Annotated in this window: 13 protein-coding genes; all 13 read right to left on the bottom strand. The window is 40.9% G+C overall.

The window, feature by feature from the left end; all coding sequences use genetic code 11:
• Positions 1-85: 85 nt before the first annotated feature.
• The 13 genes from BM294_RS06275 to BM294_RS06215 all read right to left on the bottom strand — a co-directional run bounded on the left by BM294_RS06275 (position 86) and on the right by BM294_RS06215 (position 18,484).
• Positions 86-2,779 carry a translation factor GTPase family protein gene (locus tag BM294_RS06275; protein WP_175494562.1) on the bottom strand — a complete coding sequence of 898 codons (2,694 nt, stop codon included), beginning with the start codon at positions 2,777-2,779 and terminating at the stop codon, positions 86-88.
• Between the two features lie 116 nt (positions 2,780-2,895).
• A complete protein-coding gene (locus BM294_RS06270; RefSeq protein ID WP_091205827.1) occupies positions 2,896-3,402 on the bottom strand; it encodes a shikimate kinase in 507 nt (168 codons plus the stop codon).
• A gap of 32 nt (positions 3,403-3,434) precedes the next feature.
• Entirely contained in the window at positions 3,435-5,147 is a 1,713-nt protein-coding gene (locus BM294_RS06265) for a putative manganese-dependent inorganic diphosphatase (RefSeq protein ID WP_091205825.1), read from the bottom strand.
• 518 nt (positions 5,148-5,665) lie between these two features.
• A complete protein-coding gene (gene rny, locus BM294_RS06260) occupies positions 5,666-7,216 on the bottom strand; it encodes a ribonuclease Y (RefSeq protein WP_175494560.1) in 1,551 nt (516 codons plus the stop codon).
• A gap of 251 nt (positions 7,217-7,467) precedes the next feature.
• The gene (locus tag BM294_RS06255) at positions 7,468-7,920 is read right to left on the bottom strand and encodes a MarR family winged helix-turn-helix transcriptional regulator (protein WP_091205824.1); all 453 of its coding nucleotides are present in this window, start codon (positions 7,918-7,920) and stop codon (positions 7,468-7,470) included.
• A 121-nt stretch (positions 7,921-8,041) separates the two neighbouring features.
• The gene (locus BM294_RS06250) at positions 8,042-8,596 is read right to left on the bottom strand and encodes a glutathione peroxidase (RefSeq protein WP_091205822.1); all 555 of its coding nucleotides are present in this window, start codon (positions 8,594-8,596) and stop codon (positions 8,042-8,044) included.
• Positions 8,597-8,611: 15 nt separating this feature from the next.
• Positions 8,612-9,523, bottom strand: coding sequence for an NAD(P)/FAD-dependent oxidoreductase (locus BM294_RS06245; RefSeq protein ID WP_091205821.1), 912 nt, complete (start codon positions 9,521-9,523; stop codon positions 8,612-8,614).
• 203 nt (positions 9,524-9,726) lie between these two features.
• Positions 9,727-10,401: a TMEM164 family acyltransferase gene (locus BM294_RS06240; RefSeq protein WP_175494557.1), complete on the bottom strand. Its 675-nt coding sequence runs from the start codon at positions 10,399-10,401 to the stop codon at positions 9,727-9,729.
• Between the two features lie 19 nt (positions 10,402-10,420).
• Entirely contained in the window at positions 10,421-10,981 is a 561-nt protein-coding gene (locus tag BM294_RS06235; protein WP_175494555.1) for a regulatory protein RecX, read from the bottom strand.
• A 135-nt stretch (positions 10,982-11,116) separates the two neighbouring features.
• Entirely contained in the window at positions 11,117-12,199 is a 1,083-nt protein-coding gene (gene recA / locus BM294_RS06230) for a recombinase RecA (protein WP_091205816.1), read from the bottom strand.
• A 252-nt stretch (positions 12,200-12,451) separates the two neighbouring features.
• Positions 12,452-13,777 (bottom strand): TolC family protein, encoded by a 1,326-nt coding sequence (locus tag BM294_RS06225; RefSeq protein ID WP_091205814.1) that lies wholly within the window; start codon positions 13,775-13,777, stop codon positions 12,452-12,454.
• A gap of 113 nt (positions 13,778-13,890) precedes the next feature.
• On the bottom strand, positions 13,891-15,075 hold the full coding sequence (locus BM294_RS06220) for a TolC family protein (protein ID WP_091205813.1): 1,185 nt from the start codon (positions 15,073-15,075) through the stop codon (positions 13,891-13,893).
• Between the two features lie 202 nt (positions 15,076-15,277).
• Positions 15,278-18,484 carry an efflux RND transporter permease subunit gene (locus BM294_RS06215; RefSeq protein WP_091205811.1) on the bottom strand — a complete coding sequence of 1,069 codons (3,207 nt, stop codon included), beginning with the start codon at positions 18,482-18,484 and terminating at the stop codon, positions 15,278-15,280.
• Positions 18,485-18,494: the final 10 nt, after the last annotated feature.

Raw genomic sequence — 18,494 nt, 5'->3', positions numbered from 1 at the left:
AAACGAGAAACCATTAATTCTTTATATACAGGCAAATCTGAAAGTTGAGTCATTCCTCAATAACCTAAATGAGAATATGATTTCATCAGTTTACATCTTTTGGAAGTTCAAGCCTTGTACCTATACTCCCCGACATGGCAAGTGTATCAAGATGTTCTTTTCTCACTGCATTCACCACACGTTCTACCTCTTCCTTAAGATTCGTAGCACTCAGAATGACCGCTCCTGCACCCCATGTTATAACTTGTACCACCTTATCTGAAGTCGCAACAGTTACCGAATACTGTTTTTTTAGTTCATGCGTCTCCTCTTCGATATATTCATCCGCTGTCATGGCTTCCTTTGTATAAACAACATAGATATTGTGATATTTAAGCTGTTCCACCTGATGTCCCTGTACTCTGTACGCATCAAACACCACAATAACCGTTTTTCCCGTGTAGCCTGCATAATTAGACATTATATCCAGCAGCCTGCCTCTCGCAGCATCTATATTGGAAGATGCAAGATCGTTAAGATCATCCCATGCAAATATGATATTGTATCCGTCTACAAGAAGATATTCCTGCTTCCTCTCAAGAGTTTTAACTCTTCTTCTGTTCTCTGCTTTATTTACTTCCTTCTCTTTTGCTCTAATGGTTCTCGCACTTGCCAGATTAACTTCCTTGGCACGATTTTTTATTGGGCCAAATGTACGAATGAAAATATCCTCAAGTTCCTGATCAGCAATGTAATGACCGCTGTTTTTGTATTTAGAGTCATTCTTTCCGGAACCTGCACTTCTTTCAAGCCTCGCCACATCAGCTTCAAAATCTCTTTTTTCTACATCTCCGTCAAAATCAAGAGGCGATTCAACATGCATGTAACTTTCAACCTGATCAAACGGAACTATAAAACCTGAACCGTGAGCACAAAATACAGATGATGAAGGATTGAGAATATCTTCATCAGGATCATAACCGGAATTCACAATGACCTCCTCAGCGTCATGGCATCGGTCATAGCCGTTAAACCTAAGGAACAAATGGCCTCTTCCCCTGGTATATACCATAACTTCTTTGTGATAGTCCCTCATTGCCGTTACTGCCGCAGTCCCTTTTATCACAGATACTTCATCCTTTATCTCTGGAGGATCAAAATTTGCATTCATATTAGACAGGTCTGTCATTGCCCTTCCCACATATTCCTGAGGAATCTCCAAAGTAAATGCATAGTATGGCTCAAGAAGAACATTTATTGCCTTTCTGAGTCCTTGTCTGACCGCACGATAGGTAGCCTCTCTAAAATCTCCGCCCTCTGTATGCTTAAGATGTGCTCTCCCGGCAACAAGAGTAAATCGGATATCAGTTATAGGGCTTCCGGTAAGAACTCCTACATGTTCCTTTTCACGAAGATGTGTAAGTACAAGTCTCTGCCAGTTAATTTGAAGCTCATCCGTAGGACAGTCTGCTCTAAACTGAAGACCGGATCCCCGTGGTAACGGTTCCATCAATAAATGCACTTCAGCATAATGCCTCAAAGGTTCAAAGTGCCCCACCCCCGAAACCGCTTCATCGATGGTTTCGAGATACAGTATTTTGCTCTCTCCAAACTCAATGTCAACGTCAAAACGTTCCTTCACTAACTTCTTAAGAATCTCCGTCTGAACCTCTCCCATAAGATGAACATGAATTTCTTTGAGCTTACTGTCCCAGTTTATATGGAGTTCAGGATATTCATCCGATAGTGGTTCCAGTTTTCTGTAAAGCTCCAGTTGATCCATATCCTTTGATATCACATTATAGTCAAGCACCGGTTTTAGAGACGGATCTTTCCCTTTAGGTTCACATCCTACAGAATCTCCTGTCTTTAATCCCGATATTCCAAGTACAGCACATACAGTACCCGCTTCGGCTACATCTGTATTCACATACTTTGCACCACTGTATATCCTTATCTCAGATATTTTCTCTCCCGGAACCAGTTCAGTTCTGACCTTAAGTTCTCCTCCTGTTATCTTCATATAAGTCAGACGTCTGTCAGCATCATCCTTTGATATTTTGAATACCTTTGCGCCAAATGCATCAGGATAAAGTGGTATTTCTGTAAATGTATATATTCCGTCAAGAAACTCTTTGATTCCAAAGTTCTTAAGTGCAGAACCAAAGTATACAGGGAAAAGCTTTCTGTCCCATATCATGTCACGAACATCCTTAGGGTCAAGCACTCCACGTTCAAGATACCTATCCATGACACGTTCATCACACATGGCAATATTTTCCTTCAGGCTGTCAGACATTGAATACACTCCGGCTTCTGTAAAATCTACTACAGCATTTCCAAAATGTTTTTCCAACTCCCTTAGCAGTCTTTCTTTGTCCGTTCCAGGCTGATCCATCTTGTTCACAAAGATAAACGCAGGAACTCCGTACCTTGCAAGAAGTCTCCACAACGTCTCTGTATGCCCCTGAACTCCGTCTGCTCCATTCACTACAAGGATTGCATAATCCAATACCGACAGAGTCTTCTCCATTTCAGCCGAAAAATCCACATGTCCCGGTGTATCAAGCATTGATATTGAGACATCCTTTAGTATAAATGTTGCCATCTTTGAAAAAATGGTGATGCCACGTTCCTTTTCCATATGGTTTGTATCAAGATAGGCGCTACCATTATCAACGCGTCCCAAAGATCGTATTTTTCCCGATTCATAAAGGATACACTCGGATAATGTTGTTTTTCCCGCATCAACATGCGCCAGTATACCGATAACAAGACGCTTATTTAGTTTTTCCTCCAAAAGTCTACCCTCCGTTTCATAAAAAAAGCGACACTTACCACGTTCTACCCTCAATGAGGAATAGTTTTACGATAGTAAGCATCGCCAGATATTTCAACTATTATTTACAAAATACTTCAATTATAATTTTGTTCCGAGATCCAGCAGCACAACTCATTAACTATGTCAGCTGCTGTTTTGCCGTTTTCATCTATGGTGATATCAGCATACTTCTCATACAAAACGGTTCGCTCATCATAGAGATCCTTCAATGAATATCCTTCCGGTATGGCAACTCCCCGATCTACAACATTACCAATGCGTTTTGCCATCTCTTCGAAGGAAATCTTGAGATAAACCACTTTTCCGATCTGCTTCAAATGATCCATAGCCCAATCTTCATAGCATATAGAGCCTCCTGGAGCAATAATGGAATTAACAGTCTCAAGGTCTGCTGCTATATCTCCTTCTATCTTCAAAAAACCATCATTACCGTTTTCGACAATCAACTCCTTAAGAAGTTTTCCGGTTTTTTCCTGGATAAGTATATCTATGTCAACAAAGCTCATACCAAGTCGCTTTGCCAGCATAACTCCGATAGTTGATTTACCGCTGGCCGGCATGCCTGTCATTGTAAGGTTCATCGGATCCTGATCTCCTCTCAAGATTTATGTCATCACATCTGCTCAGCAAAAAGTGTAAGTGGCGGAACAAGCTGCTTCTTTCTTGATACCACGCCCGGAAGTATAACTGACCAACAGTCCTCTGTATTTCCGTCCTTTGCTTCCCTTCTGACAGGTTCTACGCCAAAGGCATTGGCAATAAGCTTCCCTGCCCCCTGACCGACTGCAAGAAGATCTGTACTTCTGTCAAGAATATTGGTTAGCATGATGAAGCTCATGTCAATTCCCTCAACCTTGAGTGCATTGTTCGCAAAATCCTCAAGCCCGTCCTTGAACTCTTCAAGCTCATCCTTGTTAAGACTTGTTACCTGACTTACACCAAACTCAACCTTTCCCGCACTGAAATGCTTGAAGTCCTGATAGAAAATTTCCTTTACAGTCTTACCCTTAAGATTGGAGCCGGCCGAAAACATCGAGAATGCATACTTCTCTATATCAACACCTGCAATTTCTGCCAGTTCTCTTCCTGTTTTCTCATCAAGAGGAGTACATGTCGGTGATCGGAAAAGGAGTGTATCGGAAATGATCGCAGACATAAGAAGTCCTGCAGTCTGGGTATCGATTTCGATATTGTTCTCCTTATACATCTGAGTGATGATGGTTGAACAGCAACCAAGCGGCTGATTTCGGAAATAAACCGGAGACATAGTCTGTACAGTTGCAATCTTATGGTGGTCTATGATCTCAAGGATATCAGCCGCCTCAATACCCTCAACAGCCTGCCCGGGTTCATTATGATCCACAAGTATAACCTGCTTGCCATGATTACCAAGGAGATTTCTACGAGATACCATTCCAAGATATGCTCCATCCTTGGCCATTATAGGAAAGTCACGATGTCTCTTGGACGCCATGATATCTCTCATATCATCAACGAAGTCATCCTCTGTAAACGTGATAAGCCCATCTGTAGTCATAAAATAGCTGATAGGCATGGACTGGTTTATAAGTCTTGCCGCTGTATACGCATCATAGCTTGTAACCATGATAATCATGCCATTTGCTTCCGCAAGACTCTTGATGGTCGGTGAAACATTTGCACCTTCGCAAATGATGATACAGTCAGCTCCGTTATCCATGGCAGAAAGCTGGCTCTCAGCTCTGTTTCCAAGGATAACTATATCGTGTTTCTCTATATAATAAGACATCATCTCCGGATTGGCTGCAGCGATAAGCACCTTACCGTCTGTACAGCAACGGCTCATGTCACCTGTCACAACCGTAGCTTCCAGAGTCTCCTGAATGTTGGCAAACTTGGTGTGTGCCTTGGAAATAATATGTGAATCATAAACATTGAAATATGACTTTGCAATATCGCCAATGGTTATGACACCTTCAAGGGTATTGTGAGCTGTAACTACAGGAAGCGTAACGAAGCTTCCCTCATTCATAAGCGTCCATGCCTTCTTAAGTGACATGTCTCTGTCCACTCCAGGTGTCTTGCGATACTCAATATCACTCACCTGTGTCTTCACCGTTGTTATGAGTCTTGGCTCTTTTACTTTGAAGTAATCGAGAACAAATGCTGTTTCTCTTGAAATCTCACCGGCACGACAAGGAACATATCTCTCTGAATCAGTAATTTTGTTTTTTAATCTTGCATATGCAATTGCTGCACATATGGAGTCCGAATCAGGATTTCTGTGACCTGTAACCAACACCTCTCGTTCAGTATTATGTGAAATCTTATTTTTTTCTTTTGCCATACAACCTCCGATCAAATTGCGAAATATGATTCGCATGTTTACAGGGACCTGACAATATAAGTATCAGAAATCAATACAATGCTCTGTTGCCTCTTTTGACACTTAAATCGTTCAATACAAATTAAAATATTTAATTTTTGTTCATAAATTATTCACAATTCGATACTATCATTAATATCATAGCAAATATGAACAAACGCTTCGACTGTTTCTTCTAATTTGTGGTTATTTTTCCCAATATAAAATTTTTCATAATTGCCCCGGTTTGGCGAGAGCCAACCGGGGTCTCCTCATTTTTGTTTACATTTGTTAGATAGTTTTTACCAAACCAACGCCAAAAAGGCAATGGTTTACTTTCAACTTGTTTGATTGTATCTAACATTAGCCAATTATAAAATCCGATAATTTCTTTTTCCGCTTATCCTGTTGTATTCCTCAAGTAATTCTATTCAAATATATCCTGATCTGTTAATACAAAAATGGTCTGTACGCCAGAATGGCGTGCAGACCATTTTAAATCACTTTGCGTAGTCAACTGCTCTTGACTCACGAATGATATTTACCTTTATTACTCCAGGATACTGCATCTGATCCTGAATCTGCTTTGCCATATCATGTGCCATGATAGTCATATCATCATCTGATACCTGATCTGGAACAACCATGATACGAACCTCTCTACCGGCCTGAACCGCGAAGGACTTTTCAACACCCTTGTATGAGTTTGTAATATCCTCAAGTTCCTTAAGACGATTTGTATAAGTCTCAAGCGACTTACGTCTTGCGCCCGGTCTTGCTGCTGAAATCGCATCTGCTGCAGCTACGATACAAGCCACAAGTGATGTTGGCTCTGTACCACCGTGGTGCGAAGCAACCGTGTTAACAACTACTTCAGGCTCATGATACTTCTTGCAAAGCTCAACGCCAAGCTGAACATGTGTACCCTCCACATCATGATCTATAGCTTTACCTATGTCATGAAGCAGACCGGCTCTCTTGGCCATACGAACATCAAGTCCAAGTTCTTCTGCAAGGAGTCCAGAAATCTGTGCCACCTCAACAGAATGTCTGAGAGCATTCTGTCCATAAGATGTTCTGAACTTCATACGACCAAGAAGCTTTACAAGTTCCGGATTGAGACCATGTACACCAACTTCAAGTACTGCTGCCTCTCCCTCCTCACGGATAGTCTCATCGACTTCCTTCTGAGCCTTTTCAACAACTTCCTCTATCCTTGCTGGATGAATACGGCCGTCAACTATAAGCTTCTCAAGAGCTATTCTTGCAACTTCTCTTCTTACAGGATCAAATCCTGAAAGGACTACCGCCTCCGGTGTATCATCAACTATAAGCTCTACTCCGGTAAGCTGCTCAAGTGTACGTATGTTACGACCCTCTCTTCCGATGATACGTCCTTTCATCTCATCGTTAGGAAGCTGTACTACAGATACTGTAGACTCAGTAACCTGATCAGCTGCACATCTCTGTATCGCATCCACGATATAGTTTCGTGCATTCTTCTCTGCATCTTCCTTCGCCTGATTATCAAGCTCACGAATCATCATGGCGTAATCATGCTTTGTATCTTCCTCAAGAGACTTGAGAAGTTCTGCTTTTGCCTGATCTCTTGTGAGACCTGACACTCTCTCAAGCTCTGTCACCTTCTGATTATGAAGTTCCTCAACTTCTACTTCTCTCTTGTTTATCTTATCCTGACGCTTCTGGAGTTCCTGCTCCTTCTGCTCGAGATTGGCAGCCTTCTTTTCAGAAGCCTCGTCTCTCTTCAACATCCTGTGTTCGAGATCTGATACCTCTTTACGACGGTCTTTGATTTCCTTATCCAAGTCATTTTTTGCTTTTAATGCCTCTTCCTTTGTCTCCAGAAGAGCTTCACGTTTCTTGTTCTCAGCTGTTCTTATAGCATCATCTATGATTTCTCTGGACTTCTGTTCAGCAGACCCAACTACCTTCTCATAATCAGACTTTGCTTTATTTTGACCGGCAAGAAACATAGCTATGCCCAAAACAGCAGCCGCTGCTATAAGAGCTGTAATTACAAATGGGGACACTTTGTGTACCTCCTTCACTATTTTGTTGTTAATGTACAAACAGATATGTGAAAAAGCTAAAACTCATGTTACCTGTCTTAACCCTGTCCAATTCTATTTATATATAAAGTTATATTGTCATCAATATAATCTTAACTTAACCATTACATTTTATATAAAATAACAGTCACTGTCAATAAAAAGGGGCGGTCCCGAAAGACTGTAAAAGTCAGAAAAAAAGCCGCTAAATCAAGGATTTAGCGACTTGAAATCTACTTTTGTTTCATTGACTCTTCTACACAGTCAAGAGTCTTGTATAACAGGCGATACAGGGTCGAAGCCTCTTCTTTAGTAAGCTTTATACAGCTTCCCATCTCCTCAGGAACCTGAACCGCATCCTCTCTCAGCATCTCGCCCTTTGGGGTTATACTCACATCCAATGCGCGCTCATCCTCATGAGACCGTTCTCTTTTTATAAGTCCCTTCGTTTCAAGACGTTTAAGAAGCGGCGTAAGTGTACCGGAGTCAAGATAAAGATTCTCTCCCAGTTCCTTAACATTCACTCTCTTCTTATCCCACATAACCATCATAACTATGTACTGAGTATATGTGAGATCCAATCTGTCTAAAAAAGGTTTATACCTCCGCACTACTTCTTTTGCACATGCATAAAGCGGAAAACATAATTGATTTTCGATTTTTAATGACTCATACTTATCTGCCATTCCAATCATCCTGTTCTATACCTATATTTTTACACGACACAGTGTAAATATCTTAAATCGCCGATATAGTATCACAACCGATTGATACATGCAATTATATTTCACAAAATAGAATAGTTGTTTACCTTTTTTTAATAACTGATGCTACCTTTTCTTCTACAAGAGCCATATCCATAGTGGGTTCAAATCTATCAATGACCTGTCCGTCTCTGTCAATAAGAAATTTTGTAAAATTCCACTTAATATCTGAGGTAGACTCATAATCAGGATGTTCCTTAGCCACAAAACCCTTCATAAACTCAGCAGTCTTCCCCTCTCCGAACCCCTTGAAGCCCTGTGCATCCTTAAGGTATCTGAATAGTTCTGTCTCCTTCTCACCATTTACATCAATTTTTGCATACATAGGGAAATTAACCCCAAAACGGCTTGAACAGAATTTGGCTATTTCCTGCTCTGTTCCCGGTGCCTGATGCCCGAACTGGTCGCACGGAAAATCAAGAATCACAAGCCCTTCATCCTTATACTTCTCATACATAGACTGAAGCTGCTCATAATGTGGTGTAAAACCACACTCTGTTGCTGTATTCACAATAAGAAGAACCTTTCCCTTGTACTCAGAAAGTGTTGTTTCATTTCTATCCTTATCTAAAACCTTAATATCAAAAATATTTGTCATGATCTTCTCCTTTAATCACAATGAATCAATATATCCGCAGGCAGCAAGTGCAGCCACCGCTCCGTCAGATGCCGCTGTAGTAAGTTGTCTTACTGACTTTGTCCGGCAGTCTCCTGCTGTGTAAATACCATCAGTTCCTGTTTTAAGATCTTCTCCGGCCTCTATATAGCCCTTTTCGTCAAGCTTCACCAGATTTTCAAATGAAGAATTGTCAGGCGCCTGCCCAATGGCAACGAACAGCCCGGATACCTCAATGTTCTTAACATCATTGCTGTTTTTATCCGTAACTTCTATAGCCGTAAGCCCCATATCATCGGAAATCAGTTTTGTTATGTTACTGTTCAAAATGAATTCAACATTGTCTTTTGCTTTAAGGCGTTCCACTTCTTTCTGATCCGCTCTGAACTTATCCCTGCGATGAACCACATAAACCTTTGCACAGTAGTTAGAAAGGAACTGTGCATCCTCTATAGCGGTATTTCCTCCACCACTTACAGCAACAACCCTGTTTCGATAAAACATTCCGTCACAAGTAGCACAGTAGGAAATGCCTTTACCGACAAGTTCCTTCTCATCCGGAAGTCCGAGGGAACGATTTCTGGCTCCGGTTGCAAGAATAACAGCCTTAGCCCTGTACTCTCTCTGAGATGTTTTAATAACCTTCTCAGATCCATCTGTCTCTATACCGACAACTTTCTCGAACTTTATCTCGGCCCCCAGGTCTTTGGCCTGATTGTAAAGACCGGTTGCAAAATCAAATCCCGAAATATGTGCTATACCCGGATAGTTTTCGATATCCGGTGTATTTATAATTTGGCCACCATATGCTGATGCTTCCAGCACAAGTACCGACTTTCCTGCTCTAACCGTATATATGGCAGCTGACAGTCCGGCTGTGCCGGCTCCGACAATTATTATATCATACATAAAAAATCCTCCTTCCTTTACAACGCCGTCGCCCCGACAAATCCATGGAGAAAGAGCGTATAATCAACGTCTTTATATCACCGGACACAAAGCCTACATAGGGAGAAACCTGTTAATATCCCGGATATTAGTGTCCTTGTTAATTAAATCTAACTTACATTTTGATTGTACACAATCCATTTTAGATTGTCAACAATTTATTTTCATCTTGTTTCATTATTCACCCTCGCTTCAAAAAATGCATCTAGGACAAAATGAACTACAAATGCTCCGGCACACACTGATATAAGATAAACTATAATTCCCAACGGTCTGCCTATCACGGAATCGATATCATCAAAAATCATCTGAGAACTGTTATGATAGGGAGAAATATAGAACATATCACAATCACCAAAATTGTGGAAAATGACATTTATAACCTCTGCAATGACTGACAGAATCATAAAAAGCGGAAGTGTACTTGCAAATCCTGAATTTCCCTTAAGCGATATATGTTTAAACGAAATATATATCGACAACAATAGCATAAGCACATGCCATATAAATCCGTGGGCCGTCAATAACGGAAATCCCTGGTGAATAAGACCGTCATGCACTATGAGTGCCATAATTCCGCCAAGAAATCCATAATCCCGTATGAAAGTGAGTATCGCAGCTCTAAATCTTTTCGTACACTTAATCTCTTTCAAAGCCATATACAGGAGGCAAAGATACATAGGCATAGAGCAAAGCTGAAACGGAAAATACCATATCTCATACCTTCCTCCAAACTCGACCTTCCAAATCATAATCTGTTTCCAGATCTCCATCATCAGAAACACAACTCCAAATGTAACAATTACCCTGTCTGTATTGCTTTTATATTTCGAAATCATATTCATCCGTTAAACCTGTTCAATCGTAGTCTTCATCTATGGATAATGCCTTGGAAACAAGCCTATAAGAAAAACCTTTCCTCATAAGTGATGCATACAGTTTTCTTTTCTCATCCGGAGAAAGACATGACGTATCTTTATATTTCTTTCTTATTGCTGCTTTGACAGCTTTCATCTCCATATCTCCGGACAATTCCTCATTCTCCTTGAAAGAAGATATGGCCGCCTTAATGCATCTCTTTTCAACTCCTCTTTGATAAAGTTTCTGTTCTATCTCCCGCAAAGATTTTGTACCGGAATACTGCTTTATGAGTTGTTGAGCGAACCGAAGGTCATTGATATAGTCATATTTCTTCAGGAAATCAATAGCCTCATCAATTATATCTTCGTCATACTTTCCCGACTTGACGAGTTTTTCTCTGATCCTTGATTCTGTTTTAGCGGATTGCTCAAGAAGATACAGGCACCTCTCTTTACACCGGTTAAGAAGTTTGTCATGCTCCGTCATCTTACCAGGATCCATATTGTACTTAGATACTTCCTGTGGGTAATCCTTCAATAAATCATCCAGTGTTTTCAACTCAATACTCCTTTTATCGTAATATTTTGCCATCCTACTATTTAAATAGCGCATATTTCAGTCTGATTGTCCACTCTATACAGTTAAGAATAGCCGGATCATCCCTACTCGGGATGTCCGGCATCTATTTATATCTTAGTTTTCAGTTTCTTCTGAAGAATCAGCTTCAGTCTCCTCAAAATCATCCTTAGGAAGTCCGTACTTCTCTCGAACCTTGCCTTCAACCTCTGCCATGATCTTAGGATTTGCCTTCAGGAACTCCTTTGCATTCTCACGACCCTGACCTATCTTTTCACCGTTATACGCAAACCATGCGCCGGACTTATCAATAATGTTCTCATTGACCGCAAGATCAAGCACATCACCTGATTTGGATATACCTTCTCCAAACATAATATCGAACTCACACTGTTTGAAAGGGGGAGCGATCTTATTCTTGACAACCTTAACTCTTACACGGTTACCTGAAGCATCTCCATTCTGCTTCAACGTCTCAACTCGACGTATATCAAGTCTCACAGATGCATAGAACTTAAGTGCGCGTCCACCTGTTGTAGTTTCAGGGCTTCCAAACATAACACCTACCTTCTCACGAAGCTGGTTGATGAAGATGAGTATACAGTTTGACTTCGCTATGATAGCTGTAAGCTTACGAAGAGCCTGTGACATGAGTCTTGCCTGAAGTCCTACATGAGAATCCCCCATCTCTCCATCTATCTCGGCCTTTGGCACAAGAGCTGCAACAGAGTCGATAACAAGTATATCCATAGCACCTGAACGCACCATAGTCTCAGCAATCTCAAGAGCCTGTTCTCCCGAATCCGGCTGAGAGATATAGAGATCATCGATATCAACTCCGATATCCTGAGCATACTTAGGGTCAAGTGCATGCTCGGCATCGATAAATCCTGCTATGCCTCCACGCTTCTGAACCTCTGCAACTGCATGTAATGCAAGTGTTGTCTTACCTGAAGACTCAGGTCCGTATATCTCAATGATTCTTCCCTTTGGAAATCCGCCTGCTCCAAGAGCAATATCCAAAGAGAGTGAGCCTGTAGGTATGGTCTCTATGTTGAAGCTTGCTGCTGAATCTCCCAGCTTCATAACCGAACCCTTACCAAAGTTTTTTTCTATCTGTGTCAAGGCAACATCCAGTGCCTTTAATTTCTCTTCATGATCCTGGTTCATATTAACCGGGGCTTTACTGGTCTTAGCCATGTGTGTCCTCCATAAAACATACGTTTTGCGATATTTTGTATTTTAAGCTCAAATTGAACTGCTGTCAAGGAGTATAACACAAGGGTAAATGCATTAATATACTCTAAAAAACGACTAGGTCCGTACCGAAGCTATCTCCGATACGGACCTTATAAGTGATTGCTTCATGACACTTCAAAAAAGAACATCGATCAAAGATATGATCTGTTTCGTACGAATCAATCAACACATATTCGGTGGTTCTTCACCGCCTTAGACATATCCCTTTAAAGCAGCCTGATAGTTTAAAACTGCAGATGATGCATTGATGGCCGAAATATTGGCCTGTGCCTCTGATGCTATATACTGGGTAACAGCTCCGGCATATTGAGAATTTCCGACAAGTCCGGCAGCATAACTTCGCTCAGCCGCATCCTTCTGCCTTGCCGCAACCATATAACCTGCAAGAGCCGCATCGTATTCACTCCCTGCCTGAAGTGCAGTATTGTAAAGCGAATTCATGGTGATATTAAGATTCTCTTTTGTCGAATTTCTCTTTATATCCGCCTCTGAATAACCGGTTATATCCGGCTTTTTCATAGCAGCTGCAGATCCATAACTCACATTGTACATTCGTGCCGTTTCAATATCGGCATTCAAATCCCTGGAAGCAATATATGTTGCATCATACTGAGGCATTACGCCTATGGAAACATTGGCAACCTCGGATATATCCCATCCAAGTAACAATGCCATATTCTCCTTTATACTGCGAAGAGATTCATTGTTGCCTGAAAGGTTTAGTTCCGCCTCTCTGAGACTGATTTCTGCAGATCTGACATCAGCAGCCGTTGCGGATCCCACAGCCTGCTGCCTTAATACCGCATCGTACATGGTCCTGTACATATCCACCTGCTTCTGATACATCCTGTTAAGTTCCAAAAGACTTTGATATCCCAGAAACGCTGAATTCATACCGCTTATCATGGAAACTTTGGTGGCATGCATGTTCTTTTTAATGGAACTTACAAGTTTTGTCAGCGACCCCTGAGCTGTCGCTTTCTGTACGCTCATTGTTGTTTTCGTGACATTCCCCGTTTCATCTGTTGAAACAATGCCATAATTATCTGTTCCGCTGGCACTTATCATACTGTTGTACAGTTTTATCATAGCATCATACTCAGCCTTCTTTGCGGCATCTGTCTCTTCATTTCTTTTTTCTCTGAGATCCGTTATCTCCGCATTCATGTCACCTATTGAATCGCTGATAGAATCTATAATCTGATTCATATTGACTGCATAGTTATCTATCGCCGCTGTCTGCTGCCTGGCGATGACACTTCTGTATTCCACAAGATCCGGAATTTCATCATAATCAATCACATTATCCTGAAGTCTTGCCCATGTCTCATCATCCATACCATTAGGTCTTCCCTGTGAATCCACTCCCGTGAGACCGGTTTCAGACGAAAAAGGATCTGTAACATTAATCACAACTCTTGTTCCAGGCTTCTTTGTTGTTTCTGCCATCACTGTTCCTGATGCCAATGTTCCAAGCATGGAAGCAGTGAGAACACATGCTATAATTCTTTTCTTCATATAATCTCATATCCTATTATCTCATTTCGATATCGGATTTTCCTTTCCGGATTACCTGATCTGTTTGTTACCTTTGTTTCTGTAAACACAAACGTTCTTTTTCAAACCCTTCATCATGATGATGAACCACTGCCCGCAAGACCGTCTCTGTAGGAACAATAAGTAAAGTAAGCGGCCTGAACTGCATACTTCTTGAGTTCAGTATTGATCTTGGCAGACTCATAATTATATTGAGCAGTCTCAAGATCTCTCAGACTTGCAGCACCGGATGCATAACTTCTTGTGGTCTTATCAAGCGTCTGCTGAAGATTTGTTTCATTCAGCTGCTGTTTCTCATAAGCATTCAACGCAGTTATCAAAGCATTGTACTTAGCCGTCATATCCGACTTCACCTGATTTTTATCAGTTCCGAGAGTGATGGATGAACTGCTTATAGTTCCGTCAGACTCTGCCAAAGAAAGCTTCCTTTCATCTATCTTCAGTGTATAGCTTTTCTCCATGGCCTGAGCTATATCATTTTCAAGATTAATCATGGTTATCATATCATTGCTGACTTCCGGAACATCGCATATCACAGGCTCAGCATTATAAGTCCAACCAAGATTTACCAGCACCGTCTGCTTTGTCTTTGTATGATCCGCCACAGAAGTCTGTAGTGCAGCTTCTGCATCTTTCAACGCTTTCTCCGCAGTCATGACATCAAGTTCAGTCGCAGAACCAACCTGCTTTTTTCTCATTGTCTGCTCAAGGAGATTCTGATTCTGTTTGATGGTTAGTTCGTTAAGCTTTGCATTAAGATCTGAAGTATATATTCCGATTATCTGCTGCTTTATAGCTTCTGCTGTTGTCACCTCTGTTTTCTTATATCCAAGCGTAACAATCTGCCTGTCAGAATTCTGTATGACGGTATCCACGCTTGCAAGAGACTGCTTTCTGGCAAGTTCTGCCGATGCGTCCCCGGCATCACTTATACCCAAAGCGTTGTCATATACACTTTCAATATTGCTGATAACTGCATCATAATCAAGATCATATGTTCCTGTATCATTATTATCTCTGTAGTTTATCCATATTGCGGATACAGTAGGATTGTACTCATGAACTAAATCTCTTATCTCATCCCATTCAAGGTTGTTATCGCGCAATCTTGCCCACTCCTCTGCCGTTCTTTCTCTTTCATAGGAAGTCTGTCTCGGAGCATAGTCAATTGTTGCTCGCTCTGCTGCAACTGCTGCAAATGACTCTATAATCATCACTCCCACCATGACCATAGCCAGTTTTTTTTCACTAAGTATCATTAATAACCCTCCCGTTAAAACTGTTTTATTGGCTCACATGAAGCATCTTAGTCAGTAAATGTTTACTCTATGTTAAATAAACAAAAATATCCCGAAAAAATACTTTTTTCCGGGATATCTCATTCAAACACTGCCTACCTGATCAAATTATCCAAAACACATGGTGAGTAAGTATCAAAAGTAAGTAGTATATTTATAATCATCAGTCCGGAAATCCATCAGAGAAATCTCCATCATCCAGTGGAGACTCCTCATCTCCTGAAGGATCATCATCAGGTGTTCCATACCTTTCCCATTCTTCTGCAGCTTTCTTCTGATAGTACTCGGAAGGTTTCTTTCCTTCCATATATCCAGGTCCCGGAACATCCTTATCCACGTTCTTTTTATTTTTATCCATCACTGTATAGTAAACAGGAAGAACTAGGAGAGCAAGAATGGTAGATGCCGTAAGACCGCCCACATCTACTATGGCGAGTCCCTTCATCATCTCACCATTATCTCCGATACCTATCGCCATAGGAATCATCGACAGAACAGTTGTAAGAGTAGTCATAAGGATAGGTCTCAGTCTCGTAGCACCGGCTTCTATAAGGGCACGCCTTCTTGGCATCGCCATCCTGTACTGGTTAACAGTATCAACATATAGGATACCGTTATTAACAACCGTACCGATAAGCATCATAAATCCAAGAAGCGAAACCATTGAAATAGATGAATCGGAAAGCCACAAAAGTGCGAATGAACCTATCAAAGCAAGTGGAAGTGTGGTCATAACCATGAAAGAGAATCTCATGGACTCAAACTGTGCCGCCATTACTACCCAGATAAGGAATACCGCGATAACAAGAGCTCCACCAAAGGATGAAAACTCTTCACTCTGTGACTGATCAGATGAATTAACACCCATTGTTACACCATTAGTAAGATATTTTGAAATAACTTCCTGATTGATACGCATTCTGGACATCTGATCCGCATTGGTCGTATATTCCGCCTTGATAGTTACGTTGTACTTCTTGTCAACTCTGTTAATTGATGCCGGTGAATCCTCAAATACAACATCACTTATGTCTTTAAGCTGTACCTGGGCACCTGTCGGTGTTGTAAGGAAGATATCCTTTATCTTTTCTACATTATCATACTCATCCTTAGGATACTCCACTGTAACATCCGTATTCTGTCCATCTATCTGCATTGTCATGGCCTTCTTACCGGATATCATATTATAAAGCTGATTTCCTACACCTGAAGGCGTCAGACCCTCTGCATTTGCTTTTATCGGATCCACATGAATTTTGATAAGGGGGGCTGCATTCTCAAGTGAAGAATGTACCGCAGTAACATCATTTCTTGTCTGAAGTTCTTCAACTATCTGTTTTGATGCCTCCTTCAGACTATTGTAGTTTGAAGACTGCAAAATTGCCTCGTAATTATCTTTGGAAGTTGACATACTTGACATGGAGTTATTGGCTTTAACGGAAATGACTGCATCAGGTGTTCCGTCAAAAATCTTACGATAGTAAGTAGCCTTATCCTTTGTCTTCATGCTCCTGTTTTTAATAAGCTCAACTGTAACCGTAGAACTGCTTCCGTAATACATTGACTGTATACTGGAGCCACCTGAAGATACTCTGTAACTCTTTGTATCAGGATCCTTTGAAACCACATCCTCTATTTTAAGAAGTATTTTATTTATCTCCTCTATTTTAAGACCGGATCTCGTTTCCGCAGTGATGGTTATCTTACCGTCATCAGTCGCCGGCATCATCTCTACCTTGATATATTTCAAGAAGCCGAGAGAAGCAACAAACAGCCCGATAGAAACAGCGAGAACAAGAACTCTGTGATTAAGAAGCTTATCAATGATACCTCTGTAAACAACCTGCATTCTTTGAATGGCAGAATGAGCAGGAGCATGAGAATTCTCTGAAGGCTTATATATAACAAAACAAAGCGGAACTATGGATATTGCCGAAATAAGAGAAGACAGCATACAGAACACAATGGTAAATCCAAGTGGTGCGAAAAACTGTCCCATAAGTCCCTTCATGAATCCAAGCGGCAGGAAAACTACACAGGTGGTTAAGGTTGAACCCAAAACAGACTCACCAACTGTTTTTACAGAATCCAGCGCTGCAGTCTGTCTTGTTTTTAATCCGGCAGTTGTATATTTGTCCATGGATCTGAAGCAGGCTTCAAGTACAACTATGGAGTTATCAACCATCATACCTACACCAAGAACAAGTGAGGACATGGTTACCATATTAAGTGAGTATCCCATAGCCCACATAGCTACAAGCGCTGTAAGTATGGAAATAGGGATAGAAGTACCAACAATAAGGGAAGCCTTCATATCTCCGAAAAACAGTATTATGACAATCATGGAAATAACGATAGCCATAATCATAGTCTCGAATACAGAAGTCAATGAGTTTAGTATGCTGACTGAGTCATCATCAATAATATGAATCTTAAGATTCTCATCTCTCGCTTCAAGCTCGGCTATGAGCTTTTTAGCCTGATTGGACATATTAACTGCCGACTCACTCTGTTTCTTTGTAAGATCAAGCATGATAGTATCCTGACCGTTATATCTTCCTATCGCCTCCTGATCTTTGAGACTTAGATTTATCTTTGCAATATCACTTAAGTAAACAGTATTTCCGTTTCCAGTTGTTATGGGAATATTTCCAAGAGAGCTGACGTCGTCATAATCATTTCCGGTACTTACTGAAAGCTTCTGCTTACCAACATTAGTCGTACCTGCAGGAAGTGCAAAATCAGCCCCTGCTACAGTTGATGCTACAGTTGACATACTAAGGCCATACTGTTTTAGCTTTTCAGGTATAAGTTCTATGCTTACATACTGCTTCTGTCCGCCGGAAAGAGATACACTTGCCACAGTGCCAAGGCTTTCAAACTCAGGGGAAATATCATTTTCAACATAGTTGTACATATTATCCTGTGCTGAATTTTCTATAGAAAGGCTAAGGGATGGCTGTTCACTAACATTCATGGTAAGGACATTCGGATCATTTACACCATCCGGAAATTTCGTCTTTACTGCATCAATCTTCTTTTTCAGCTCATCGTAAGCCTTATCCATATCTGTACCATACTCATACTGAACCATGGTAAATCCATAGTTTTCAGAAGATTTGGACGTAACTTTTTTTACATCCGAAAGTACAGAAACCCCCTCTTCAATAGGTGTTGAAATAATTTCATCCACATCCTCAGGAGATGCTCCATTGTAGGTTGTGGTTATGATGATCATCGGAACATCTATATTGGACATAAGTTCCATCTTCTGACTTAAAAGGGACATTACTCCAAAAAATATGAGACTGATAACCGCCAGGAATGTGGTAACCGGTCTTCTGATGACAAATTCGGTTATAAAATGCATTATGCTGCTC

Origin of the sequence: Oribacterium sp. WCC10 (assembly GCF_900113415.1) — a bacterium.
In the GTDB taxonomy this organism is placed as follows: domain Bacteria; phylum Bacillota; class Clostridia; order Lachnospirales; family Lachnospiraceae; genus Oribacterium.
This window is presented reverse-complemented; position numbering and strand designations above follow the sequence as displayed.